General features: G+C 69.1%; 23 protein-coding genes and 1 pseudogene. 7 read left to right on the forward strand and 17 right to left on the reverse strand.

The genetic code is table 11. The features are described from left to right. Positions 1–284: 284 nt before the first annotated feature. On the forward strand, positions 285–1,031 hold the full coding sequence (locus ACFXMV_RS17650) for a class I SAM-dependent methyltransferase (RefSeq protein ID WP_378501730.1): 747 nt from the start codon (positions 285–287) through the stop codon (positions 1,029–1,031). Between the two features lie 27 nt (positions 1,032–1,058). Here ACFXMV_RS17650 and ACFXMV_RS17655 read toward each other — a convergent pair whose 3' ends face one another. From ACFXMV_RS17655 to iolC, 5 genes are read right to left on the reverse strand one after another with little or no spacing between them, the layout of a single operon-like run. Continuing rightward, positions 1,059–2,108: a Gfo/Idh/MocA family protein gene (locus ACFXMV_RS17655; RefSeq protein ID WP_378501729.1), complete on the reverse strand. Its 1,050-nt coding sequence runs from the start codon at positions 2,106–2,108 to the stop codon at positions 1,059–1,061. A gap of 21 nt (positions 2,109–2,129) precedes the next feature. Continuing rightward, the gene (locus tag ACFXMV_RS17660; protein ID WP_378501728.1) at positions 2,130–3,035 is read right to left on the reverse strand and encodes a sugar phosphate isomerase/epimerase family protein; all 906 of its coding nucleotides are present in this window, start codon (positions 3,033–3,035) and stop codon (positions 2,130–2,132) included. Continuing rightward, positions 3,032–4,963 carry a 3D-(3,5/4)-trihydroxycyclohexane-1,2-dione acylhydrolase (decyclizing) gene (gene iolD, locus ACFXMV_RS17665; protein ID WP_378503103.1) on the reverse strand — a complete coding sequence of 644 codons (1,932 nt, stop codon included), beginning with the start codon at positions 4,961–4,963 and terminating at the stop codon, positions 3,032–3,034. The genes ACFXMV_RS17660 and iolD overlap by 4 nt, the downstream gene beginning before the upstream one ends. Continuing rightward, positions 4,960–5,853 carry a 5-deoxy-glucuronate isomerase gene (gene iolB, locus ACFXMV_RS17670; protein WP_378501626.1) on the reverse strand — a complete coding sequence of 298 codons (894 nt, stop codon included), beginning with the start codon at positions 5,851–5,853 and terminating at the stop codon, positions 4,960–4,962. The genes iolD and iolB overlap by 4 nt, the downstream gene beginning before the upstream one ends. After that, a complete protein-coding gene (iolC, locus tag ACFXMV_RS17675) occupies positions 5,846–6,823 on the reverse strand; it encodes a 5-dehydro-2-deoxygluconokinase (RefSeq protein ID WP_378501625.1) in 978 nt (325 codons plus the stop codon). Before iolC ends, iolB begins: the two co-directional genes overlap by 8 nt. A 180-nt stretch (positions 6,824–7,003) precedes the next feature. On the opposite strand from iolC, the gene ACFXMV_RS17680 reads away from it, so the two are divergent. Then, positions 7,004–7,741, forward strand: coding sequence for a GntR family transcriptional regulator (locus tag ACFXMV_RS17680; protein ID WP_378503104.1), 738 nt, complete (start codon positions 7,004–7,006; stop codon positions 7,739–7,741). A 56-nt stretch (positions 7,742–7,797) separates the two neighbouring features. After that, entirely contained in the window at positions 7,798–8,901 is a 1,104-nt protein-coding gene (locus ACFXMV_RS17685) for a CapA family protein (RefSeq protein WP_378500130.1), read from the forward strand. A 52-nt stretch (positions 8,902–8,953) separates the two neighbouring features. On the opposite strand, the gene ACFXMV_RS17690 is transcribed toward ACFXMV_RS17685, so the two are convergent. From ACFXMV_RS17690 to sdhC, 4 genes are read right to left on the reverse strand one after another with little or no spacing between them, the layout of a single operon-like run. Continuing rightward, on the reverse strand, positions 8,954–9,730 hold the full coding sequence (locus ACFXMV_RS17690; protein ID WP_378500129.1) for a succinate dehydrogenase iron-sulfur subunit: 777 nt from the start codon (positions 9,728–9,730) through the stop codon (positions 8,954–8,956). Further along, complete coding sequence (sdhA, locus tag ACFXMV_RS17695; protein WP_378500128.1) at positions 9,730–11,481, reverse strand: succinate dehydrogenase flavoprotein subunit; 1,752 nt, start codon at positions 11,479–11,481, stop codon at positions 9,730–9,732. Before sdhA ends, ACFXMV_RS17690 begins: the two co-directional genes overlap by 1 nt. A 15-nt stretch (positions 11,482–11,496) precedes the next feature. After that, positions 11,497–11,937 (reverse strand): succinate dehydrogenase hydrophobic membrane anchor subunit, encoded by a 441-nt coding sequence (locus ACFXMV_RS17700; protein WP_378500127.1) that lies wholly within the window; start codon positions 11,935–11,937, stop codon positions 11,497–11,499. Between the two features lies 1 nt (position 11,938). Continuing rightward, positions 11,939–12,343 (reverse strand): succinate dehydrogenase, cytochrome b556 subunit, encoded by a 405-nt coding sequence (gene sdhC / locus ACFXMV_RS17705; RefSeq protein ID WP_378500126.1) that lies wholly within the window; start codon positions 12,341–12,343, stop codon positions 11,939–11,941. A 268-nt stretch (positions 12,344–12,611) separates the two neighbouring features. Between sdhC and ACFXMV_RS17710 the strand changes: the two are divergent. The 3 genes and pseudogenes from ACFXMV_RS17710 to ACFXMV_RS17720 all read left to right on the forward strand — a co-directional run bounded on the left by ACFXMV_RS17710 (position 12,612) and on the right by ACFXMV_RS17720 (position 15,401). Continuing rightward, positions 12,612–13,015 (forward strand): annotated as a pseudogene (locus ACFXMV_RS17710) (cytidine deaminase). Beyond that, entirely contained in the window at positions 13,012–14,313 is a 1,302-nt protein-coding gene (locus tag ACFXMV_RS17715) for a thymidine phosphorylase (RefSeq protein WP_378503105.1), read from the forward strand. The pseudogene ACFXMV_RS17710 and the gene ACFXMV_RS17715 overlap by 4 nt, the downstream one beginning before the upstream one ends. Further along, positions 14,310–15,401 (forward strand): adenosine deaminase, encoded by a 1,092-nt coding sequence (locus ACFXMV_RS17720; RefSeq protein ID WP_378500124.1) that lies wholly within the window; start codon positions 14,310–14,312, stop codon positions 15,399–15,401. The genes ACFXMV_RS17715 and ACFXMV_RS17720 overlap by 4 nt, the downstream gene beginning before the upstream one ends. A gap of 63 nt (positions 15,402–15,464) precedes the next feature. Here the strand turns inward: ACFXMV_RS17720 and erm are convergent, their stop codons facing one another. The 6 genes from erm to ACFXMV_RS17750 form a co-directional block, all read right to left on the reverse strand. Continuing rightward, the gene (gene erm / locus ACFXMV_RS17725; protein ID WP_378500131.1) at positions 15,465–16,226 is read right to left on the reverse strand and encodes an ErmE/ErmH/ErmO/ErmR family 23S rRNA (adenine(2058)-N(6))-methyltransferase; all 762 of its coding nucleotides are present in this window, start codon (positions 16,224–16,226) and stop codon (positions 15,465–15,467) included. Positions 16,227–16,479: 253 nt separating this feature from the next. Continuing rightward, positions 16,480–17,748 carry a primosomal protein gene (locus tag ACFXMV_RS17730; RefSeq protein ID WP_378503106.1) on the reverse strand — a complete coding sequence of 423 codons (1,269 nt, stop codon included), beginning with the start codon at positions 17,746–17,748 and terminating at the stop codon, positions 16,480–16,482. Between the two features lie 10 nt (positions 17,749–17,758). Further along, positions 17,759–18,061, reverse strand: a complete 303-nt coding sequence (locus ACFXMV_RS17735) for a YbaB/EbfC family nucleoid-associated protein (RefSeq protein WP_378500206.1) — start codon at positions 18,059–18,061, stop codon at positions 17,759–17,761. After that, on the reverse strand, positions 18,058–18,390 hold the full coding sequence (locus ACFXMV_RS17740; protein WP_378500205.1) for a hypothetical protein: 333 nt from the start codon (positions 18,388–18,390) through the stop codon (positions 18,058–18,060). The genes ACFXMV_RS17735 and ACFXMV_RS17740 overlap by 4 nt, the downstream gene beginning before the upstream one ends. After that, positions 18,387–19,604: a C40 family peptidase gene (locus tag ACFXMV_RS17745; protein WP_378500204.1), complete on the reverse strand. Its 1,218-nt coding sequence runs from the start codon at positions 19,602–19,604 to the stop codon at positions 18,387–18,389. The genes ACFXMV_RS17740 and ACFXMV_RS17745 overlap by 4 nt, the downstream gene beginning before the upstream one ends. A 2-nt stretch (positions 19,605–19,606) precedes the next feature. Beyond that, positions 19,607–19,930 carry a type VII secretion target gene (locus ACFXMV_RS17750; RefSeq protein WP_378500203.1) on the reverse strand — a complete coding sequence of 108 codons (324 nt, stop codon included), beginning with the start codon at positions 19,928–19,930 and terminating at the stop codon, positions 19,607–19,609. A 98-nt stretch (positions 19,931–20,028) separates the two neighbouring features. Between ACFXMV_RS17750 and upp the strand changes: the two genes are divergently transcribed. Next, positions 20,029–20,658: a uracil phosphoribosyltransferase gene (gene upp, locus ACFXMV_RS17755; protein WP_378500202.1), complete on the forward strand. Its 630-nt coding sequence runs from the start codon at positions 20,029–20,031 to the stop codon at positions 20,656–20,658. Between the two features lie 3 nt (positions 20,659–20,661). On the opposite strand, the gene ACFXMV_RS17760 is transcribed toward upp, so the two are convergent. Both ACFXMV_RS17760 and ACFXMV_RS17765 read right to left on the reverse strand, forming a co-directional pair. Beyond that, positions 20,662–22,089: a phospho-sugar mutase gene (locus tag ACFXMV_RS17760; protein WP_378500208.1), complete on the reverse strand. Its 1,428-nt coding sequence runs from the start codon at positions 22,087–22,089 to the stop codon at positions 20,662–20,664. Positions 22,090–22,157: 68 nt separating this feature from the next. Beyond that, positions 22,158–22,970, reverse strand: a complete 813-nt coding sequence (locus tag ACFXMV_RS17765) for a purine-nucleoside phosphorylase (RefSeq protein WP_378500201.1) — start codon at positions 22,968–22,970, stop codon at positions 22,158–22,160. Positions 22,971–22,979 lie beyond the last annotated feature (9 nt).

Below are 22,979 nucleotides of genomic sequence, written 5' to 3' on the forward strand. Positions count from 1 at the left end.
CCAACGCAGCGACATCATCGAGCAGCGAGAAGGCCCCCGCCTCGGCGCCGGACCTCACCTCGCCGTCCCTGACCTCACCACGCGATTCGAACATGCATTCGATCCTACTCCTGGGGCGCGACTCAAACAATGGGCAGGACTGGGCCGATTCCATCACTGCCGCAGTGGCATTGCACCCAGGCGCGAATCCTGGCACCATCTTCACGGGATCTCAATATCTGGACTTGCATTCTTGAATAATGAGACTGCTTCTGGTGGGGTGTGGATACGAGGAAGGGGCTGCTGTGGAGTTGCTGGAGTGGGACGCTCGAACGTACGACAGGCTGCCGTTGCCGCATCGACGGTGGGGTGCGGCCGCGATCGCACGGCTCGAGTTGGGCGGCGACGAAGCCGTGCTCGATCTCGGCTGCGGGACGGGCCGCGACGCGGAACTGCTCCTCGGATTGCTCCCGCACGGCCACGTGATCGCCGTGGACGGCTCTGAGCAGATGCTGAGCGAGCTGCGCACGCGCCTGGCCTCGCAGCTTCACCGCATCACCGTCATTCGAGCGGATGTCCGCGAACCGTTGACTCTGCCGCGATCGGTAGACGCGGCGCTGAGCGTGGCGACGCTGCACTGGCTGCCGGATCACGCCGAGGTGTTTCGCAGTGTGGCCGCGGTCCTGCGGCCGGGTGGCCGGTTCGTCGCCGAGGCTGGAGGCGCAGGCAACCTCGCGAGATTCCGTACCGCCTTGCGAGCCGTGAGCGGCGCCGACGGCGGCGAGCTCTGGAACTTCGCCGATACCGCCGAAACGGCCGACCGCCTGCAGGATGCAGGATTCACCGATATCGACGTCCGCCTCGTCGCGGACCCGGCGAGGCTTGAGCGTGGAGAACAGTTGGAGGCGTTCCTCGCCACTGTGCTGCTCGGCGCACAGCTTCGAGACTTGCCCGCCGATGAGCGGCGGCCCTTCGTGCACGCTGTGGCCGAACGGCTGCCCGAACCTGTCATCGACTACGTCCGCCTGCAGATCAGTGCGGTACGCGGCTGACGCGCGCGGCGATCCCTAGACCGCGATTCAGGACCGGCTACGGGGCCCGCCGACGGTCGAACGCGGCACCATGTCCACCTCGATCCGGTCCCAGGTCTCCAGTGACCGGATCCCGGCCGCACACACCGCGGCTGCGGCGTACCCGTCCCAGGCTCCCGGGCCGTCGACGCAGTCACCGGAACCGCCCGCACGGACCGCGTCCACCCAGCGCTGGACCTCGCTGTCGTAGGCCTGACCGAAGCGTTCCCGGAAGCCGGGGGTGATCTGGCCGCCCCATCTCCCGGGATCTGATCGGCGCACGAGCCCGACGTCGAGGCCGATCATGGCGCTGCCCCGCTCGCCGACGACCTCGGTCCGCACCTCGTACCCGACACCCGACGTGACGAACACCTCGACGTTCACCATCCGGCCGGTCTCGGTTTCGAGGATCACCAGCTGCGGATCCTGAAGTCCCTCGGCCGCATGCGAACTCGGGGTCGGGCGGAGCACGGTGATCGCCATGATCTCCTCGCCGAGCAGGAACCGCGTCGCGTCGATCTCGTGCACCACCGAGTTCCTGATCACCGCCGCGCTGTCGCATTGCGGTGGCACCGCCGGGTTCCGGTGCGTGCAGTGCATCAGCAACGGCTGACCGAGTTCGCCTGCGTCGATCAGCGACTTGAGCCGCTCGTGCTCGTGGTCGAAGCGGCGCATGAACCCGACCTGCACGAGCTGTCTGCCGAGTTCCGCCTCCCGCCTGACGATCTCGAGCGCCCCCTCGGCGTCGGTGGCCAGCGGCTTCTCGCAGAGCACCGGCTTGCCCGCCTTCAGGCAGGCGAGCACCTGCTCCGCATGCATGGGACTCGGCGTGGCGAGCAGGACCGCGTCCACATCCTCGACGGCGATCGCCTCGAACGGATCGGCCACCACCTGCGCCCCCGGTGCGGTCGCCGCGACCTCCGCGGCCCGTTCGGGTGAGGCGTCGCTGATCACCGTGACCCGGGCGCCGCTGATCCGCCTGTTGATCCGGTCCACGTGGTCGGCCCCCATGACGCCGACGCCCAGCACGGCCACCCGCAGGTCCTGCGAATCAGACATGGTGTGCTCCTCGCTCGGTGATCAGTCGAAACGAACCGCCGGGACACCGCATCCCGACAGGTACTTCTGGGTGCGCGCGGCAATGGGCAGCGGGACGTCGCCCCCGCACGGATACAGGTCCTGCTCGACGATCGCGAACACGTCCACGTCCAGCTCCTGCACCGCGGCGAGCAGCGGGGGCAGTTCGGGCACACCGCGCGGCGGCTCGACCATCACCCCGAGGGTGACGGCCTCGCCGAACGTCAGGTCCTGCTCGACCGACTTGGCGACGATGGCGGGGTCGACCTGCTTGAGGTGCAGGTAGCCGATGCGGTCCGGGTACTCGCCGATGAGCGCGAGATTGTCGCCGCCGCAGTAGCTGATGTGTCCGGTGTCCAGGCACAGGTTCACGAACTGCGGATCCGTGTCCTCGAGGAACCGGACCACCTCTTCCTGCCTGCCGATGTGACTGTCGGCATGCGGGTGATAGCGCAACGCGACACCGTGCTCCTCGAACATCGCCCGACCGAGCCGGTCGACCCCGGATGTCTTGGCGCGCCATTGCTCCGGAGTGAGACGGCTGTCCTCTCGCACGGTCCCGGTCGCGGGATCGCGCCACATCTCGGGGATCACCACCACCTGGTCGCCGCCCACCGCGGCGGTCAAGGCCGCGACCCGGCTGACCGCGTCCCACACCGCGTCCCATGACCCCGGTTGGTGCAGGCGCTCGAAGACGGTACCGGCGGACACCCGCAGGCCGCGCGTGCAGAGCTCGTCGCGGAGCCGCTGCGGGTCGGTGGGCAGATACCCGAAGGGGCCCAGTTCGATCCACCGATAGCCGGCCGCGGAAACCTCGTCGAGGAAGCGGCCGTACGGCACCTGCCTGGGGTCCGTCCCGAACCACACCCCCCAGGAGTCGGGTGCCGATCCGACGCGGATCACGCTCATCGCGGCTCCTCCGATGGGCGCAGATAGTGGCGTTGTGCCCGCTTACGGGATTCGTACTCGTCCCTGGCCAGCCGGGTGGATTGCACGGTCGAGGCTTCGGAAACCGGCACATCCCACCAGGACCCGCTGTCCGGCGCGCATGACGTCGGGTCCGTTTCGACGTACAGCAGCGTGCTGCGCGCACCCGCCTTTGCTGACTTGACGGCGTCGGCGAACTCGCTCGCGGTGCCGGCCGAGATGACGTCGACGCCGAGGCTGGCGGCGTTCGCGGCGAGGTCGACGGGCAGCGGACCGCCGCCGAGCCGGCCATCCGGCGAGCGGTACCTGTACCGGGTGCCGAAGCGCTGCGAGCCAACCGATTCCGAGAGCGAGCCGATCGAGGCGAATCCGCGGTTGTCGATCAGCACCACGATCACCTTGATGCCCTCCTGAACCGAGGTGACCAGTTCGGTCGCCATCATCAGGTAGGAGCCGTCGCCGACCATCACGAACACGTCGCGGTCGGGGCAGGCCATCGCGACGCCGAGACCGCCCGCGATCTCGTAACCCATGCAGGAGTAGCCGTACTCGACGTGATAGCCGTGACGGTCGCGTACCCGCCACAGCTTGTGCAGGTCGCCCGGCAGCGAGCCCGCCGCACACACCACCACGTCCGTCGGGTCCGAGAGCGTGTTCACCAGCCCGATCACCTCGGTCTGGGTCAGCCGAGCGCCCGTCGGCCGGTACGCCGCATCGACTGTGCGGTCCCACGCCGACACCAATTCGGTTGCCCGCGTCAGGTATTCCGCGGCAACCCGGTGGTCGTGCAGCGCCGTGCCGAGGGCGTCGAGTGCCTCCCTGGCGTCGGCGACCACGCCAACCCCGGATTGCTTGGCGGCGTCCATCGAGGCGACGTTGATGTTCACGAACCGGACGTCCGGGTCGGCGAACGCGGACCGGGACGCGGTGGTGAAGTCCGCGTACCGGGTGCCGATCCCGATCACCACGTCCGCCTCGGCCGCGAGGGCGTTCGCGGCGGTGGTGCCCGTCGTGCCGACCGCACCGACGGATCGGGGGTGGTCGGACACCAGTGAGCCCTTGCCCGCCTGGGTGACCGCGACCGGGATGCCGGTCAGCTCGGCAAACCTGGCCAGTGACTCGGACGCGCCCGAGTAGAGGACGCCGCCGCCCGCGACGATGAGCGGCCTGCGCGCGGAGCGGATCACGTCCACGGCACGCTCGAGCGCGCCGTGCTGGGGCAGTGGGCGTCCCACGTGCCAGACCCGCTGTGCGAACAACGCTTCGGGCCAGTCGTATGCCTGGGTCTGCACGTCCTGCGGGATGGCCACGGTCACCGCACCGGTCTCCACCGGGTCGGTGAGCACCCGCATCGCGCCGAGCAGGGCACCGGGCAGTTGCTCGGGCCGCCAGACCCGATCGAAGTACCTCGATACCGGCCGGAATGCGTCGTTGACCGTGACGTCGCCGCTCGAGGGCAGCTCCAGTTCCTGCAGGACCGGCGCGCTCGTCCTGGTCGCGAAGGTGTCGGCGGGCAGCAGCAGGACCGGTAGCCGGTTGATGGTGGCGAGCGCGGCTCCGGTGATCATGTTCGTCGCACCAGGCCCGACGCTGGTGGTCACCGCCCAGGTCTGCAGCCTGCCGCGCGCCCTGGCGTACGCGGCGGCGGTGTGCACCATCGCCTGCTCGTTGCGCCCGAGCACGTACGGCATCAGGCCCGGATCCTCGAGCTCGGCCTCCAAGAGCGCCTGCCCGAGGCCCGCGACGTTGCCGTGTCCGAGGATTCCGAGGAAGCCCGCGAACAGCCTGGTGCGGTCGCCGTCGCGCTCGGTGAACTGATTGGCCAGGAACCGCACGGTGGCCTGCGCGACGGAAAGCCGCACCGTCGCTTCGGTGTTCGATGCCGCTTCCCGCCGCTGCGTCACGCTCACGCTCCTGTGATCCGGGGGAGGGGCAGCCGGGGGTCGACGTCCTGGCCGCGCCAACTGTCCCGGATCCAGGCGTGCGCGGGATCGTCGACGCTTCGCCAGGCTCGCTGCGCGCCCGTCCCTGCCATCACGTTCAGGTAGTACATGTCGTAGCCGGGCGCGGCCACCGACGGCCCGTGGTATCCGTGCGGCACCAGCACGGCGTCCCCGGTGCGCACCTCGGCCAGCACGTCGATCGGCCGTTCCTGCGTGCCGTACACCCGGTGGAATCCGAACCCGCGGCGGCCCCGATCCACCGATCGAGAGCCGGCCTCGCCGATCTCGAAGTAGTAGATCTCCTCGAGCGCGGACTCGTGCGCGGTGTCCTCGTCGTGTTTGTGGCTGGGGTACGAGGACCAGTTGCCTGCGGGGGTGATCACCTCGCAGGCGAGGATCGAATCGGCGTCGAAGGCGTCGGCCATCGCGAAGTTGTGCACCTGGCGGCTACAGTTTCCGGCGCCGCGCAGCTCGACGGCAACCGCCGACGCGGGAACGTGGCGGAACGGGAATTCGGTTGCCGCCCTTGCGCCACACAGGGCGAAGCGTCCACCGCCACTGCTGGCGACGGTGAACGGATGTCCTCGCCCGACGTAGCCGAAATCGGTAGGGCCGTCGAACACCGATCGCCGCCCGGCCAGGGTGATCTCGCGTCCGTCGCATCCCACCGACGCCGACCCGGACAGCGGCAGCACGATGATCTCGTCGTCGCCGGACTCGAGGTCGATGTGCCCGCCCGACGTCAGCTCGAGGATCCACAGGCTCGACGCGCTCCAGCCCGCCGAACGCGGGGTGATGGCCAGCGCGAACGGGCCGTCGGCCGCGGTGCCCGCGGGAAGGTGGTTCTCGTCAGGCATCGACGGCCCCCACAGAGGACTGTTCGGCGAGCGCCGCGACCTCGGTCGCCGTCGGCATCGCGGTGGAGCATTCCAGGCGCGAGGCGACGATGGCGCCCGCGGCGTTGGCGTGGCGCAACGTCTTCTCGAGTGGCCATCCGGACAGCAACCCGTGGCAGAGGCTGCCGCCGAAGCCGTCGCCCGCGCCGAGCCCGTTCACCACCTCGACCGGGATGGGCGCCGCGATCACCGTTTCGTCCCTGGTCCGGGCAAGTACTCCCGCGGGGCCCTGCTTGACGACCGCCAGTTCGACGCCGTGGTCGAGCAGCGCGTCGGCCGCCCGGTGCGGATCGCTCTCCCCGACCGCGATCTCGCACTCCTCGAGGTTGCCCACCGCCACGCTGACCTGTTGCAGTGCGAGCCGCATCTGGGCGGTGGCCGCCGCGGGGGAGTCCCAGAACATCGGACGGTAGTCGAGGTCGAGCACCGTATGCCGACTGCGTCCGCGCGCCTGCCACGCGGCGAAATGCGCGTCCCGGCTTGGCTGTTCGGACAGGCCGGTCGTCGTCGACCAGTACAGGGCGGCGGACCGGACGGCCGCCGTGTCGATCTCCTCGGCCCGCACCTGCAGATCCGGTGCGGCGGGGCGGCGGTAGAAGTACAGCGGAAACCGGTCAGGCGGGAAGATCTCGCAGAACGTGATCGGGGTCGGGTACTCGTCGTCCGTGCGGACGTAGCGGTTGTCGACGCCGAGGCGGGCGAGCTCCGCGCGCACGAAGGTGCCGAACGGATCGTTGCCGACTCCGGAGATGAGGGCGCTGCGCCGACCGAGCCGGGCCGCCGCGACGGCGACGTTCGCCGCGCTGCCGCCCAGAAACTTGCCGAAGAGTTGGGCGTCCTGCAGGCCGACACCGGTCTGGAGCGGGTAGAGATCGACGCCGCACCGGCCGATGGCGAGAACGTCGATCACCTGAATTGCCGCGTTTGCCAAGAGGGACTCCCGAAGTTGATGGAGACTGATCTCTGATGCAAACTCTGCGCCACTCCGCGGGGGAATGTCAACCATTTGTCCTAACATTCTGACTTTTGGCCACGCGGTGTTAACCTTCGCCTCAGCCTGCCCATTCGGCGGCCGCACCGGCGCGGTCGCCGACGATGATCGGAGCCGAGTGTGGCTGCACCGCTTGCCGTGGAGCTCGACCGGTCGAGTCCGGTGCCGCTGTACTTCCAGCTGGCGCAGGCGATCGAGGGCGCCATCCTGGGCGGCGACCTGGGCCCGGGGGACCGGTTCGAAAACGAACTGGACCTCGCCAAGCGGCTGAACCTGTCCCGGCCCACAGCCAGGCGCGCCATCGCGGAACTGGTCGACAAGGGCCTGTTGGTCCGCAAGCGCGGCGTGGGAACCCAGGTGGTGCAGGGGCCGGTGCACCGACCGGTCGAGCTGACCAGCCTTTTCGATGACCTCGCCAGGGCCGGGCAGAATCCGACCACCACCCTGCTCGAATATCGGGTCGGAGCACCGACAGAGGACCTCGCGCGGGAGCTGAACCTGGATCGCGACGAGGAGGTCGCGACGATCCGCAGGCTGCGGCTGAGCAACGGCGAACCACTCGCCCTCATGACCAACCATCTGCCCGCCGTCCTCGCGCCCGGCTCGGACGAGTTGGAAACGCATGGGCTGTACCAGTCGTTGCGTACCAGGGGCGTGCACATCCGGCTGGCGCGGCAGCGGATCGGGGCCAAGGCCGCGGACCGGGAGGAGGCCGCGCTGCTCGGCGAGAAGGTCCGGGCGCCGCTGTTGACGATGAACCGCACCGCGTTCGACGATGAGGGCAGGGTGGTCGAGTTCGGCAGCCATGTCTACCGCGCGACCATGTACCACTTCGATATGACCGTGGTCGACCGGTAGCCGCCGCGCGGCGGTCAGGGAATGGCTACCGTGGCGGGTATCGAGGTGATGGATGAATGGCCGAGACCATCGCGCTGTTCTTGGCCGGGGACGTGATGACCGCCCGGGGCGTGGATCAGATCCTGCCGTTCCCTGGCTCGCCCGTGCTGCGGGAGCGCTGCGTTCGCGACGCGCGCGAGTACGTCGCCCTGGCCGAGCACGCGAGCGGCCCGATCGCCGCGCCGGTCGGGTTCGACTGGCCATGGGGCGAGTCGCTGGAGATCCTGGACGAGGTCGGGCCGGACATCCGGATGATCAACCTGGAGACCGCCGTCACCACGTGGGATGGCTTCGCGCCCAAGGGGATCAACTATCGGATGCACCCGTCGAACGTCGGCGTGCTCACCACCGCTGGCATCGATGTGTGCGCCGTGGCGAACAACCACGTCCTCGACTTCGGCATCCGCGGTCTCGAGGAAACACTGCGCACGCTTCGCGGCGCGGGTGTCCGGTATGCGGGTGCGGGACGCACCGCCCAGCAGGCGTGGGCCCCCGCGGCGGTGCACACCGGCGCGGGACGCGTGCTGATCTGGTCGATGGGTGCGGGGTCGTCGGGTGTCTCACCCCGTGATGCAGCCGGAGGTGGTCGCCCCGGTATGGCGTACCTCGCGGATCTGTCGAATACCGCTGCCGACAGCGTGATCCGGCGGACGCGACAGGTCCGCCGCGACGGTGACCTGCTGGTGGTGTCCGTCCACTGGGGATCGAACTGGGGGTTCGACGTGCCCGCGGCGCAGGTCCGGTTCGCGCACCGACTCGTGGACGGCGGCGTCGACATCGTCCACGGCCATTCGTCGCACCATCCGCGTCCCGTCGAGATCTATCGCGGCAGGCCGATCCTGTACGGCTGCGGCGACCTGATCAACGACTACGAGGGGATCGGCGGATACGAGCGGTTCCGCGACGACCTGCGCCTGTTGTACCTCGTCACCCTCGATGGGCGGACGCACGAACTGCGTGGGCTGGACATGGTGCCGATGCAGTCCAGGCGGATGCGGCTGCACCGCGCGTCGGTGGCCGACACCGAATGGTTGCGCACGGTCCTCGACGAGATCAGCTGCGAATTCGGAACCCGGGTGGACAAGGGGGCGGACGGCCGGTTGGTGGCCAGGCAGGCATGACGAAGGCGCGGGCCCCGTTGCCGGGACCCGCGCCTTGAGTGTCGAGCTGTGTCTACCGCGCGAAGAGCAGCGCGCGCTTGACTTCCTGGATCGCCTTCGTCACCTGGATGCCACGGGGGCACGCGTCGGTGCAGTTGAAGGTGGTGCGGCAGCGCCACACCCCGTCCTTGTCGTTCAGGATGTCCAGTCGCTCCGAAGCACCCTCGTCGCGGCTGTCGAAGATGAACCGGTGCGCGTTCACGATCGCGGCGGGGCCGAAGTAGCTGCCGTCGCTCCAGTACACCGGGCACGAGGTGGTGCAGCACGCGCAGAGGATGCACTTGGTGGTGTCATCGAAGCGCGCGCGGTCCGCGGCGGACTGGATGCGCTCGCGGGTCGGCGCATTTCCGGTGGTCATCAGGAACGGCTTCACGGCGCGGAACGCGTCGAAGAAGGGCTCCATGTCCACGAGCAGGTCCTTCTCCACCGGCAGGCCCTTGATGGGCTCGACGGTGATGGTGAGGGACTTGCTGGGATCCTTCGGCAGCATGTCGCGCATCAGGACCTTGCAGGCGAGCCGGTTCACGCCGTTGATGCGCATGGCATCGGAACCGCAGACGCCGTGCGCGCAGGAGCGACGGAAGGTCAGCGTGCCGTCCAGGTAGCCCTTCACGTAGAGCAGCAGGTTCAGCAGCCGGTCGGTGGGCAGGGTCGGGACCTGGAAGCTGTCCCAGTGCTGGCCCTCGCCGTCCTCGGGGTTGAAGCGGGCGATCTTGAGGGTGACCATCACCGCGCCCTCGGGAACGGGCGGCAGCGCGGGGGCGTCCTTGTCTACAACGGGTGCGGACATCAGTACTTACGCTCCATGGGCTCGTAGCGGGTCATGACTACCGGCTTGTAGTCGAGACGGATGTCGGAGAGCAGACCGTCGCCTTCCTTGTAGGCCATGGTGTGCTGCATGTACTCGGCGTCGTTGCGGTCCGGGAAGTCCTCGCGCGCGTGGCCGCCGCGGGACTCCTTGCGGTTGAGCGCTCCGACGACGGTCACCTCCGCCATTTCCAGCAGGAAGCCGAGCTCGACGGCCTCGAGCAGGTCGCTGTTGTAGCGCTTGCCCTTGTCCTGCACGGTGATGTGGTTGTACCGCTCCTTGAGGGCGCGGACGTCCTTGAGTGCGTTGGTCAGTGTGGTCTCGGTGCGGAACACGGACGCGTTGTTGTCCATGGTCTGCTGCAGCTCGGTGCGGATGTCCGCGACCCGCTCGGTGCCGTGGTCCGAGAGGATGACCGCGAGCCACTCCTCGACCATCTTCGCCGGGTTCTCCGGCAGCGGCACGAACTCGGAGTTCTCCGCGTGCTCGGCGGCCGCGATGCCGGCGCGACGGCCGAACACGTTGATGTCGAGCAGCGAGTTGGTGCCGAGGCGGTTGGCGCCGTGCACCGAGACGCAGGCGCACTCGCCCGCGGCGTACAGGCCGGGGACGATGTCCTCGTTGTTGCGCAGCACCTCACCGCGGATCTTGGTGGGGATGCCGCCCATGACGTAGTGGCAGGTCGGGTACACGGGCACCAGCTCGGTGACCGGGTCCACGCCCAGGTAGGTGCGGGCGAACTCGGTGATGTCGGGGAGCTTCTCCTCGAGCACCTCCTCGCCGAGGTGGGTCACGTCGATGTAGACGTAGTCCTTGTTCGGGCCTGCGCCGCGGCCCTCGAGCACCTCGAGCACCATGGACCGGGCCACGATGTCGCGGGGCGCGAGGTCCTTGATGGTCGGCGCGTACCGCTCCATGAAGCGCTCGCCGTCGGCGTTGCGGAGGATGCCGCCCTCGCCTCGGACGGCCTCCGAGATCAGGATGCCGAGGCCGGCGAGGCCTGTCGGATGGAACTGGTGGAACTCCATGTCCTCCAGGGGCAGGCCCTTGCGGAAGATGATGCCCATGCCGTCACCGGTGAGGGTGTGGGCGTTCGAGGTGGTCTTGTACATGCGTCCGGAGCCGCCGGTGGCGAACACGATGGACTTGGCATGGAAGACGTGGAGCTCGCCGGTGGAGAGCTCGTAGGCGATGACGCCCGTCGCGACGGGGCCTTCCTCGGTCTCGGTCAGCGCGATGTCGAGCGCGTAGAACTCGTTGAAGAACTCGACGTCGTGCTTGACGCAGTTCTGGTAGAGCGTCTGCAGGATCATGTGGCCGGTGCGGTCCGCGGCGTAACACGCACGGCGCACGGGCGCCTTGCCGTGGTCACGGGTGTGTCCACCGAAGCGGCGCTGGTCGATCTTGCCCTCGGGGGTGCGGTTGAACGGCAGACCCATCTTCTCGAGGTCGAGGACCGCGTCGATGGCTTCCTTGGCCATGATCTCGACCGCGTCCTGGTCGGCGAGGTAGTCGCCGCCCTTGACGGTGTCGAAGGTGTGCCACTCCCAGTTGTCTTCCTCCACGTTCGCCAGCGCGGCGCACATGCCGCCCTGGGCCGCGCCGGTGTGGCTACGGGTGGGGTAGAGCTTGGTCAGGACCGCGGTGCGCACCCGAGGGCCGGCCTCGATGGCTGCGCGCATGCCTGCGCCGCCTGCACCGACGATGACCACGTCATAACGATGTTCCTGCATGAAGTTTCTGCTCCCCTAGCTCGCGACGATATTGGGGTCGAAGGTGAAGATGACGTAGGTGCCCAGGCCCATGATCAGGATCATCGACACCACGAGAACCGTGTTGAGCCAGAAGCGCGTCGAATCCTTGCGCGAGTAGTCCGCGATCACGGTGCGCAGGCCGTTGCCGCCGTGCAGCTGGGCGAGCCAGAGCATGGTGAGGTCCCAGAACTGCCAGAAGGGGCTGGACCAGCGACCCGCGACGAACGCGAAGTTGAGGCGGTGCACGCCGTTGTCCAGCATCAGCATGATGAACAGGTGCCCGAGGACCAGCACGATCAGCGCGAGCCCGGACAGGCGCATGAACAGCCAGGCATAGAGCTCGAAGTTGTTCTTCGCGACGCGCCGCGGCGAGCGCGGGTTCTCCAGGCTGGCGGGACGGTCGTAGGACGTGCCGAGAGTCTTGGCTTCAGTCATGTCAGTGCCCCGCAAACATGTTGTAGAAGATGCGGCCGGCGGCCGGGATCATCACCAGGAACCAGATCGCCAGAATGATCCAGAGCATCGGGCGCTGGTACTGCGGGCCCTTTGACCAGAAGTCGACGAGCATCACGCGGACACCGTTGAGCGCGTGGTAGAGCACCATCGCGACCAGTCCGAGTTCCATGAGCCCGACGAGCGGGTTCTTGTAGGTCTCGAGGATCGCGTCGTAGGAGTCCGGGTTGACTCGCACCAGCGCGGTGTCGAGAACGTGGACGAAGAGAAAGAAGAATGTCGCGACTCCGGTGATCCGGTGTAGTACCCAGGACCACATGCCGGGATCGCCCCGGTATAGCGACCGCGTGCGCTCCTTGACCGGAGCGGCTTCAGTCGTGCTACTCATCGAGTGCTGTGCCTCCAACGTCTTTGGTGGACGTGTCGCACCCCGTTTGGCTGTTTCATCTGGGACGACCCTGGAGTTTTCAGCCTTGGCGCGACGTGTACCTGAACCGACTTCCTGAACTGTAATCCTCGGCCAATGCGGGAACTAATTCGACGTGCGGTTCGTACGAACCGGTGGCGGACTTCTTAGGTTTGCCTGTCCAATGGCGCGGAGCGCCTTCTTGGGGATCTTCTGCATCCATTCAGTCGGCGTGCTTGGATGACACACTGTGGCCGAAATCGATTGGAATACGTTGCGCGACAATGCTGATCGCGCCATGAGGTCCGCCTACGCGCCCTACTCCCGCTTCCCGGTCGGCGCGGCCGCGCTGGTCGACGATGGCGAATCGTCATCGGATGCAATGTGGAAAATGTCTCATACGGACTCGGTCTGTGCGCCGAATGTGGACTCGTCAGTAACTTGCACTCCTCGGGCGGCGGGACGCTGGTCGCGTTCAGCTGCCGGGACGGCAGCGGGGAAACGCTGATGCCCTGTGGGCGTTGCAGGCAGCTGCTGTTCGAGCACGGTGGCGGCAACCTGCTGGTCGACGCACCCGGCGGCCCGGTGCCGCTCTCACGACTGCTGCCCGAGGCGTTCGGACCGCAGGACTTGGAAAGGGTACGCAGGTCATGAGCGATCCGGTTTCCATTATCACAGCCAAGCGGGACGGCTGTGAGCTCAGCACGGCCCAGATCGACTGGGTGATCGACGCTTACACCCGCGGCGAGGTGGCGGACGAGCAGATGTCGGCGCTTGCCATGGCGATCGTCTTCCGCGGGCTCACCCGCGCGGAAACCGCCGCGTGGACGAACGCGATGGTCGCCTCGGGCGGGCGGATGGACTTTTCGCGCCTGCGCAGGCCGACGGTCGACAAACACTCCACCGGCGGGGTCGGCGACAAGGTCACGCTGCCGCTGGCCCCGCTGGTGGCGGCCTGCGGCGCGGCGGTCCCCCAGCTGTCGGGCCGGGGCCTCGGTCACACCGGGGGCACCCTCGACAAGCTCGAGTCGATACCGGGTTGGCGGGCCGACCTGGGGGCGGAGGAGATCTACTCGATCCTGGCGGACCCCGACATCGGCGCGGTGGTGTGCGCGGCCGGCTCCGGACTGGCTCCGGCGGACCGGAAGCTCTACGCGCTTCGCGACGTGACCGGCACCGTCGAGTCCATCCCGCTGATCGCCAGTTCGATCATGAGCAAGAAGATCGCGGAGGGCACAGGGGCCCTGGTGCTCGACGTCAAGGTCGGCTCAGGGGCCTTCATGAAGAACATCGACGACGCGCGCGAATTGGCGTCCACCATGGTCGATCTCGGAGCCGACGCCGGGGTGCGCACGGTCGCACTGCTGACCGCGATGGACAGCCCGCTCGGCAACACGGCGGGCAATGCCCTCGAGGTCGCCGAGTCGCTGGAGGTGCTCGCCGGCGGTGGGCCTGCCGACGTGGTGGAACTGACGCTGACGCTGGCCCGGGAGATGCTCGCGGCGGCGGGAATCGACGGGATCGACCCGGATCGGGCGTTGCGCGACGGGCGGGCGATGGACCGTTGGCGGTCGATGGTCCGCGCGCAGGGCGGGGACCCGCACGCCGCCCTGCCGACCGCGCGCCACAGCGAAGTGGTGCGGGCGACCGAGTCCGGCGTGCTGACCGGGCTCGACGCGATGGCCGTCGGCATCGCCGCCTGGCGGCTCGGGGCGGGCCGCGAGCGTCAGGGCCAGGTAGTGCAGGCGGGTGCTGGGATGCGCTGGCACGCCAAACCGGGCGACGCCGTCGTCGCCGGTCAGCCGCTCTTCACGCTGTACACCGACACCCCGCGCCAGTTCGATCCGGCGCTGGCCGCGCTGGCGGGCGGGTGGACCGTCGGCGACACGCCGCCGTCGACGCCGCTGGTCTTCGAGCGGATCGGCCTGAGCGGGTCTAGCGTCGGGGGATGAGCACGTCACCGCTCGATCTCGCGCACATCAGGACCGCACCCAAGGCCCTCCTGCACGATCACCTCGACGGCGGACTGCGGCCTGCCACCGTGCTCGAACTGGCCCATCAGGTCGGGTACGGCGCATTACCCGCCGACGACGCCGACTCGCTGGCGCAGTGGTTCGCGGAGGCCGCTGGCAGCGGTTCCCTGGTGCGCTATCTCGAGACGTTCGAGCACACGGTCGCGGTCATGCAGACGCCCGAGGGCTTGGCCAGGGTCGCCAAGGAGTGCGCGGAGGACCTGGCCGCGGACTCGGTGGTCTACGCGGAGGTGAGGTTCGCCCCTGAGCAGCATCTGGAGGCGGGGCTGAGCCTCGACGAGGTGGTGCACCACACCCTGGTGGGTTTCGAGGAGGGGGTGGCGGCGGCGCGGGAACGGGGCCACGAGATCCGGATCGGCTGCCTGCTCACCGCGATGCGGCACGCGGCGCGGTCGCGGGAGATCGCGGAACTGGCGGTTCGGTTCCGGGACCGCGGAGTGGTCGGGTTCGACATTGCGGGCGCCGAGGCAGGGCACCCGCCGAGCAGACATCTCGACGCGTTCGAGTACATGCGGACCAGCAACGCGCACTTCACCATCCATGCGGGTGAGGCGTTCGGGCTGCCGTCCATCCACGAGGCCATCGCGTTCTGTGGGGCCGATCGCCTCGGTCACGGGGTGCGGATCACCGACGACATCGCCGTCGCCTCGGACGGCGCGGCGACGCTGGGCCGGCTCGCGAACTACGTGCGGGACAAGCGGATCCCGCTGGAGCTGTGCCCGAGTTCGAACGTGCAGACCGGTGCGGTGGAGAGCCTCGAGAAGCACCCCTTCGACCTGCTCGCCCGGGAGCGGTTCCGTGTCACCGTGAACACCGACAACCGGTTGATGAGCGCGACCAGCATGAGCGAGGAGATGCTGAAACTGGTCACGACCTTCGGCTACGGCTGGAGCGACCTCGAGCGGTTCACCATCAACGCGATGAAGTCGGCGTTCATCCCGTTCCCGGATCGGTTGCGGCTGATCGACGAGGTGGTCAAGCCCGGCTACGCGGTGCTCATCGGCTAGGGGCTCGCGCGAGAAACGGGAACCCCCGGGTATCGAGTGGGCTCGATACCCGGGTGTGCCCGCTCAGCGAAGCAACGTGTCGGCCAACGTGATCCACTGGTCCGGATGGACGAACGCCACCACGGTGTCGTGGGCGATCCCTGCCACTGAGAAGGCGTTGTCCACCCCGTCGTAGCGCGTGGACAACGACGCGTACAACGACCCGCCGATACCCGAGAAACCCAGCTCGACCATGTCCTGGTAGGCGGGGCCTTCGGCCACCAGCGGTTCGGGCCGCCGCTCGATCCGCAGGATCGCCGAGTCGACCGATGGCACCGGCCTGAAGCTCTCCCTGTCGATCCGCCCGAGCAACTCCCAGGTGAACCACGGCCAGCTCTCCACCGTGACCAGGCTCCAGCGGCCGTAGTCGCCGGATCGTTTGCGTGCGTACTCCCATTGCGTGACCAGAGTCGCCGACGTCAGGGACGGTGCCCGCAGGCACCAGTCGACGATCTTGGACGTGATCGAGAAGGGGATGTTGCCGACCACCGCGAACGGTTCGCGCGGCGGCCGGGCGGCCGTGAAGTCGCCGTTGACCACCTTCAGTCCGGTCCTGGCCTTGAGCTGGAGGGCCAGGAGCGGGTCGATCTCGTAGCCGACGACCTCGGCCCCCGTTCCGGCCAGGGCTACGGTGAGCGCGCCCCTGCCGGAACCCGGTTCCAGGACGAGCCCGGCCGGTGTGGCCGCCGTGATCACCTGGTCGATGGCGGGCCTGTCGGTCAGGAAGTTCTGCGAGTGCTCCCGCCTGGCTCGGTCTCTGGGCGTGCGACCGCCCTTGACCCGAATCTTCTTCTGCGTGTGTGAGTAGTTTCCGTGTGCGAATGACTGCGCCACAGCTGTTGCCCTTTCGGGTCCTCGAGATGAAAGAAGAGGTCTCGAAGGGCCCTGGGCGCGCCAGCGCGACCGAGGGTCCGCTAGCGGGCCAGAGCCCCGCAGTGGCGGATCCGAATGAAACAGTGAAAGTACATGCGGCAGAACCTACGGATCTGACTTTCCAGCCGCAACGGAATTAATCAGGACAATCGCCGGTCCCGGCTGATCACTCGACCCGCAGTCGGGCCTCGAACTCGCGCTCGAGCGCCCGCCAGGCCTCCGACTCGGTGTCGAACGGCGGGTTCGGCGCCAGCCGGGTGGGGTCCGGGTTGAGCGTGTACGAGACGTACCAGCCGAGCGGAGTTGAGGCGGCAAGCGCCTGCTCGGTGGAGTCGTCGTCCGCGTAATCGGCTGCGTCGGTGAACAGTTCGATCGCCAGGTCGAGTTGGTCGGCGTCGACCGACTGGGGACCCTGCGCAAGATCGTCGGCGATGCCGGGCAACACGTAGACGTTCTCGTCGGTGACCTCGATCTCGAGCGCGCCGTCGACGGCCGCGGTCTGCACGTCCGTGTAGGTGCTCAGCTGTGCGAGGTCGTGCTCGTGATTGTCGGCCAGGTAGCGGGCCAGCGCGCGTTCGGAGGTGAAGACCAGGATTCGGCCCGACCTGCCGAGGAAGATCGGATCGTCGTCGAGGTAGCACCGCAGCGTGTAGTACACGGCGCCCGAGGTGATGATCTTGATCGGATCGATGCCGACGGACGCCCAGAACGAGTCGTCCTCCGCGGCAAGGGCGGTCGGGTCGACGGTGTCGTCGTCGAGATCCACCGTCATGAACTCGAGGTCGTCGTCCTCGTCGGATTCCTCCGCGGCGTCGTCCGCGTCGACGACGTTCTCTTCCGCGGCAAGGATTTCCGCCTCGGCGACCGCGACAGCGGCCTGGTCGACGTCGGGCGTCGCGACGATCGCATCGATCGCGTCGAGCACGTCATCCCAGCCGTCCGCGACCGCGGTACCGATCTGGATCCACAGCTGCTCGCCGTCGCGTCCTGCGAAGGCATTCACGCCGCCGGGCAGCGCTCCGAGAACGGGATGGGCGCCGAAGAACTTGGTGACGGTGTCGAGCTCGCACACCTCGCCGATCGTGCGCACCATCTCGAGGGTGTCCTCGAGCTCGGCGATGGTGAGGGCGTCCGGATCACTCGCGGCGAGCTCGGGGACGCCGACAAGGTCATAGACGTGCGTCTCGTCCGGCTCCAGCTCCGAGGCCCCCAGCGCGGACAACGTCGTCCAGGACGGGTGCTCGACCAGGTCGTTGTCCGCGTTGGTGCGGGTGAACGCGGCAAGTTCCGCGACCGATTCGAAGGCGTAGAGATCCTCGTCGTGACCGAGGAACGCCTCCCACTCGTCGTCCCCCTCGCGCCACCGGGGTGCCCACAACGTGACGAGGTCGCCGTCGGTGAGACCGAGCTGGATCGGGACGATGTCTCCTGCCATGGCTGGCAGCCTAGTCGGTGAACGAGGCCTGCAGCGACGTCAGTATCCGTTCTCGTCGGTCGGCCACCATCTGCGCGGCCCTGGCTGCGGTCGAGGTGATCATGGCGGCGAGTTCGCGGGCGTCGACGTGGGCGATGGACTCGGAGATCCACAGGCCGCTCATCCCGCCGTTCTGGTCGACCTCGACGCTGACCAGACCCGAGTCGTGGGTCACCCGGGCTCGCGCCCGAGTCAGGTTGTGCAGGGCATCCTCGAGGTGGTTGACCTGGCCGGTGGCGCGCTCGACCACGAGGTCCATCTGATGTTCGCTCACAGCTGTCGCATCCAACTCGTCGGGGCGGCTTCTTCCTCGGCCTCCGCGTGCTGGATGGCGGCCAGCTCGTTCCTGGTCGGCAGGCCCAGCTTGTCGAGCACCTCGAGGGGTACCCCCTGCTCGGTCAGATCGGCGCGCCTGCGGACCCTCGCCTCCAGCGTGGACCGCTTGCAGACCTCGAGGATCGAGGCGGCCAGTTGCGTTCCGCCGTAGCGCAGTTCGCGCTGGTCGATGCGGATCTCCAGCGGCAGGCCCTGGTCGGTGGCGCGCACGGTGATGGTTCCTGCCCGGTTTGCCACCGTCGCGGCCGCGACCTCGTCGGCGCTCATTCGGTCGGCCTGTAGAAGCCCTGGAAGCCCATGCCGATGTTCTCGGTGCGGACCGAGCTGACCTGGACGGGGTCTCCTGCCTCGACCATCTGGCCGTTGCCGATCACCATCGCGACGTGGCCGTCCCAGATGGCGAGGTCGCCCGGCTGGAGATCGGACTGGTTCACCGGGATGCCCACGCTCTGTTCCTGCGCAAGGCGGGGGATCTCCACGCCTGCCTCGCCGTAGGCCCACTGCGTGAGTCCGGAGCAGTCCAGGCCCTGGCCGGGCGTGGTGCCGCCCCACTCGTACGGCACGCCCTGCTGGCTCAGCGCATTGCGGACCGCGTCCGCGGCCTCCTTGTTCGGCGCCATCGCGGTGCTGCCGTCCGGCAGGAAGATCTCGACGCCGCCGCTGCTGCCCAGCGAATCCGAGCTGCTCCCGGTGCCCTGCCGGGTCGGGGCCTTGCCGATTTCCGGGGGAGCGGTGCCCGAGCCCCGTCCCAACGGGTTGCCGCCACCGAGGCCGCGCCCGGCCTGCCCCATCGCACCGCTGAAGCCGGAGTAGCCGTTGCCGGGTGCGGACGAGGCGGAGCCCGCGAAACTGTTGCCGAAACCGCTGAAGGCGTCGCCGCGCTGCTGTAGCGCGGACGCGGGCGTGGTGGTGGCACCGGTGGACGCGGCGGGCCGGATCGAGGCCTGCGCGGCGCCCGGGTCGGCCGGGGTGCCCGTCGCCTCGGGCGCGGTCAGTGCCGTCATCTTCGCGGTGTGGGCGGTCAGCTCGGCGCGGACCCGGGCGACCACGGCCAGTCCCCGCGAGAGGTGATCGATCGCGGCGGCGATGATCATGATCTGGCCGGGCGGGGTGGTCAGGGTGGGGCCTGCCGCGACGGCGACCGAGATGAACGACTGCAGGATGCCCTCGAGCTCGACCATCCCGGTGTTCACGTCGCGGGAGGCGACGGTGAGCACGCCCGCGATCTCGTTGCCGCGGTCGGACAGTTGTACCTGCTGTGCCTGGGCCTGGTCCGCCTTCGCCACGGCGGCGTCGGATGCGACACCGGTCCACACGCCGCCGAGTTCGGCGATGCCCAGCTTGCCGACGGCGTACGCGGAGTCGAGGGCGATCGAGGCGATCTTCATGGCGTCGGCCGGGCCGCCGGACGGCATCACGCCGGTGCCGAAGGTCTCCACCAACTCGATGATGGGGCGGGCGAGGATGTCGATCCCGATCATGCTCAGGCCTCCAATCCGTTGCCGGTGGCGCTGAGCCCGGTGGCCACGCCGAGGTCGGCGGAGTCGTAGGCGGCGGCCGAGGCGTGCGCCGCCGCGCTCATGCTGCCCAGCACCTGCGCGAGGTTCGTGAGCGCGGCCGTATGGCCGCCGTGCGCCGTCGCGAAGGCGGCGACGAAATCGCCGCCGATCAGGCCGAAGGCGGGGCCGAGCAGGATCGGGCCTGCCGCGGCCGCCCCGAGCGCGGCGGTCTCGACCTGCGCCGCCATCGACGAGGCCGTCGCACCGTAGGCGCGGATGCCCTCGGTCACGGCCGAGAATTCAGTCATGTCGTTCCCCCGGAGTCAGAACTGTGCATTACATGGTTGGACGCCTGCGACACGGTTCCGGTTCCATCGAAACGAAGTTCGCGCATATTGTTTCCGGCATGGACACGCATGTGGTTGATCACCCGCTGGCTGCCTCGCTGCTGACCACGATGCGCGATGCGGGCAGCGACAACCCGACCTTTCGGTCGGCGCTGCGCGAACTGACCCAGATGCTCATCTACGAGGCCATCCGCGACGCCGAGATCGAGGTCTTCGAGGTGCAGACCCCGGTCGCGACCGCCCGCGGCGTCCGGCTGGCCGCGCCGCCGCTGCTGGTGCCGGTGCTGCGGGCCGGTCTCGGCATGGTCGAGCAGGCCAGCTCGCTGATCCCACAGTCGCAGGTCGGCTTCGTCGGCATGGCCCGCGACGAGCAGACCCATCAGCCGGTCCCGTACCTCGAGTCGCTGCCCGACGACCTGTCCGGGATCCCGGTGTACGTCCTCGACCCGATGCTCGCCACCGGCGGCTCGATGGTCCGCACCATCGAACTCCTCGTCGCCAGGGGCGCGGTCGACATCACCGCGGTCTGCGTGGTCGCCGCCCCGGAGGGCGTCGCGGCGCTCGCCGACTCGGGATTCCCGGTCCGGTTGGTCACCGCGAGCGTCGACGACGGACTCAACGCGGACGCGTACATCGTCCCCGGGCTGGGGGACGCGGGGGACCGGCAGTTCGGCCCGCGCTGGATCTGACGGTCACAGACCGCGCGCGTAGCCGATCAGCTCGCGCAGCCGCGTCGCCGCCTCGGTCCGCGCCCGCCCCAGGTCGGACCGATCGTCGACGTCCACGACGACCTCGAGGTAGCACTTGAGTTTGGGCTCGGTCCCGGACGGCCGCACCACCATTCGGGTGTGTTCGCCGCGCAGCACCACCGCGTCGGTGCGCAGCGCGCCGCGTCGGGTGAGCAGGTCCTCGGCGGTGACCGGGTCATCGGCGAGGGTGTGCGGCAGCGCGGATCGCAGCCGATCCATCATCTCGGTGATCTCGTCGACCCGCTCGACCCGTCGCGAGACCTGCTCGCCTGCGTGCACCCCGAATTCGACCGCGTAGTCGTCGAGGACGTCATGAAGGGACCTGCCCCGCGCCTTGAGTCCCGCGGCGAGATCCGCGATCAGCACGGCGGCGGAGATCCCGTCCTTGTCGCGCACGGCCTCGGGATCGACGCAGTGACCGAGCGCCTCCTCGTAGGCGTAGACCAGGCCCTCGCCCGCGCGGACCAGCCATTTGAACCCGGTCAGCGTCTCCGCGAACCGCGCGCCCCTGGCCGCCGCGATCTTCGAGAGCAGTTGCGAGGACACGATCGTGGTGGACACGAGTGAGTCCGGGCCCGCGGCCTGAAGCACGTGGTCGCCGAGCAGCACGCCGGTCTCGTCGCCGCGCAGCATCCGCCAGCCGTCCGGTCCCGGGACGCCGACGGCACATCGGTCCGCGTCCGGGTCGAGCGCGATCGCGAGGTCGGCGCCCACGCGTTCGGCGAGCTCGAGCAGGGCGTCGGTGGCGCCGTCCTCCTCGGGATTGGGAAACCGCACGGTGGGAAAGTCCGGGTCCGGCTCGAATTGGCTTGTCACGGTGTGCAGATCGGTGAACCCCGCGGCGGTCAGGGCGGCGACCGCGGTGTCCCCGCCGACGCCGTGCAGCGGGGTCAGTGCGATGCGCAGCTCGCGGTCGCGCCCGTGCGGCAGCGCGGCCACCCGGGCGAGATACTCGGCGAGCAGCGCGTCGTCGGCGGGCGGGGCCGGGGTCCGGGGCACCGCGAGCGCGGGACCGACCGCCTCGATGGCGCGTTCGATCTCGCGGTCGGCGGGCGCGATGAGCTGCGCACCGCCACCGGTGAACACCTTGTAGCCGTTGTCCGTCGCGGGGTTGTGCGAGGCGGTGATCTGCACACCCGCCGCGGCGCGGAGCCTGCGGACCGCGAAGGCCAGCACCGGCGTCGGCAGCGGTCGGGGCAGCGCCACCACGTCGAACCCGGCGGCCGCGAGCACCTCCGCGGTCGCCTCGGCGAACTCCGCCGAACCGTGCCGTGCGTCGCGGCCGACCACCACGGTCGACCCGCCGAGGCAGCGGGCCTGTAACCAGGACACCAGCCCGGCGGTGGTCCGGACGACCGTGTCGACGTTCATCCCGCCCGGCCCGGGCCCCAGCGGTCCACGCAGCCCGGCGGTGCCGAAGGTCAACGGCGTGTCGGTGCTCACAGCCCTGCCGCCACGGCCCGCAGCAGCTCGCCGATCCGCTGCGCTGAGGCCGCGCCGGCAGCGAGCACCTCGGCGTGGTCGAGCGGTTCGCCGGTGATGCCTGCGGCCAGGTTGGTCACCAGGGAGAGGCCAAGCACCCGTGCGCCGATCGCCCGGACCGCGATCGCCTCGTGGACGGTCGACATCCCGACCAGGTCGGCGCCGAGCACCCGCAGCATCCGGATCTCGGCAGGCGTCTCGTAGTGCGGTCCCGGAAGCCCGGCGTACACGCCCTCGGCCAGCGCGGGGTCGATCTGCCTGGCGAGGGCGCGCAGGTCGGGGGAGTAGGCGTCCACCATGTTGACGAACTCGGCGCCGACCAGCGGCGACCTGGCCGTCAGGTTCAGATGGTCGGAGATCAGGACCGGATCACCGACACTCATGCCCTCCCGGATCCCGCCTGCCGCATTCGTCAGGATCACGGTTCCCGCGCCCGCGGCGCAGGCGGTCCGTACCGGGTGCACCACCCGGGACAGGTCGTGACCCTCGTAGGCGTGGGTGCGCCCGAGCAGCAACAGCACGTGCCGCTCACCGACGCGGACCGACCGCACCTGCCCGGCGTGCCCGGATGCGGACGGCGCCGCGAACCCGGGCAGCTCCGCCATCGGCACCGTGGCGACCGGGGCCCCGAACGCGTCGGCCGCGGCCTGCCAGCCGGAACCGAGCACCACCGCCACGTCGTGGGCGGGCACGCCGGTGCGTTCGGCGAGGACACTCGCGGCCAGCGCCGCGGCGCCGAACGGGTCGGCGGCCAGATCGGAATCGTCCATGGCCGCACA

It is taken from the genome of Rhodococcus sp. NPDC059179, assembly GCF_042754885.1.
Taxonomy (GTDB): Bacteria; Actinomycetota; Actinomycetes; order Mycobacteriales; family Mycobacteriaceae; genus Rhodococcus_G.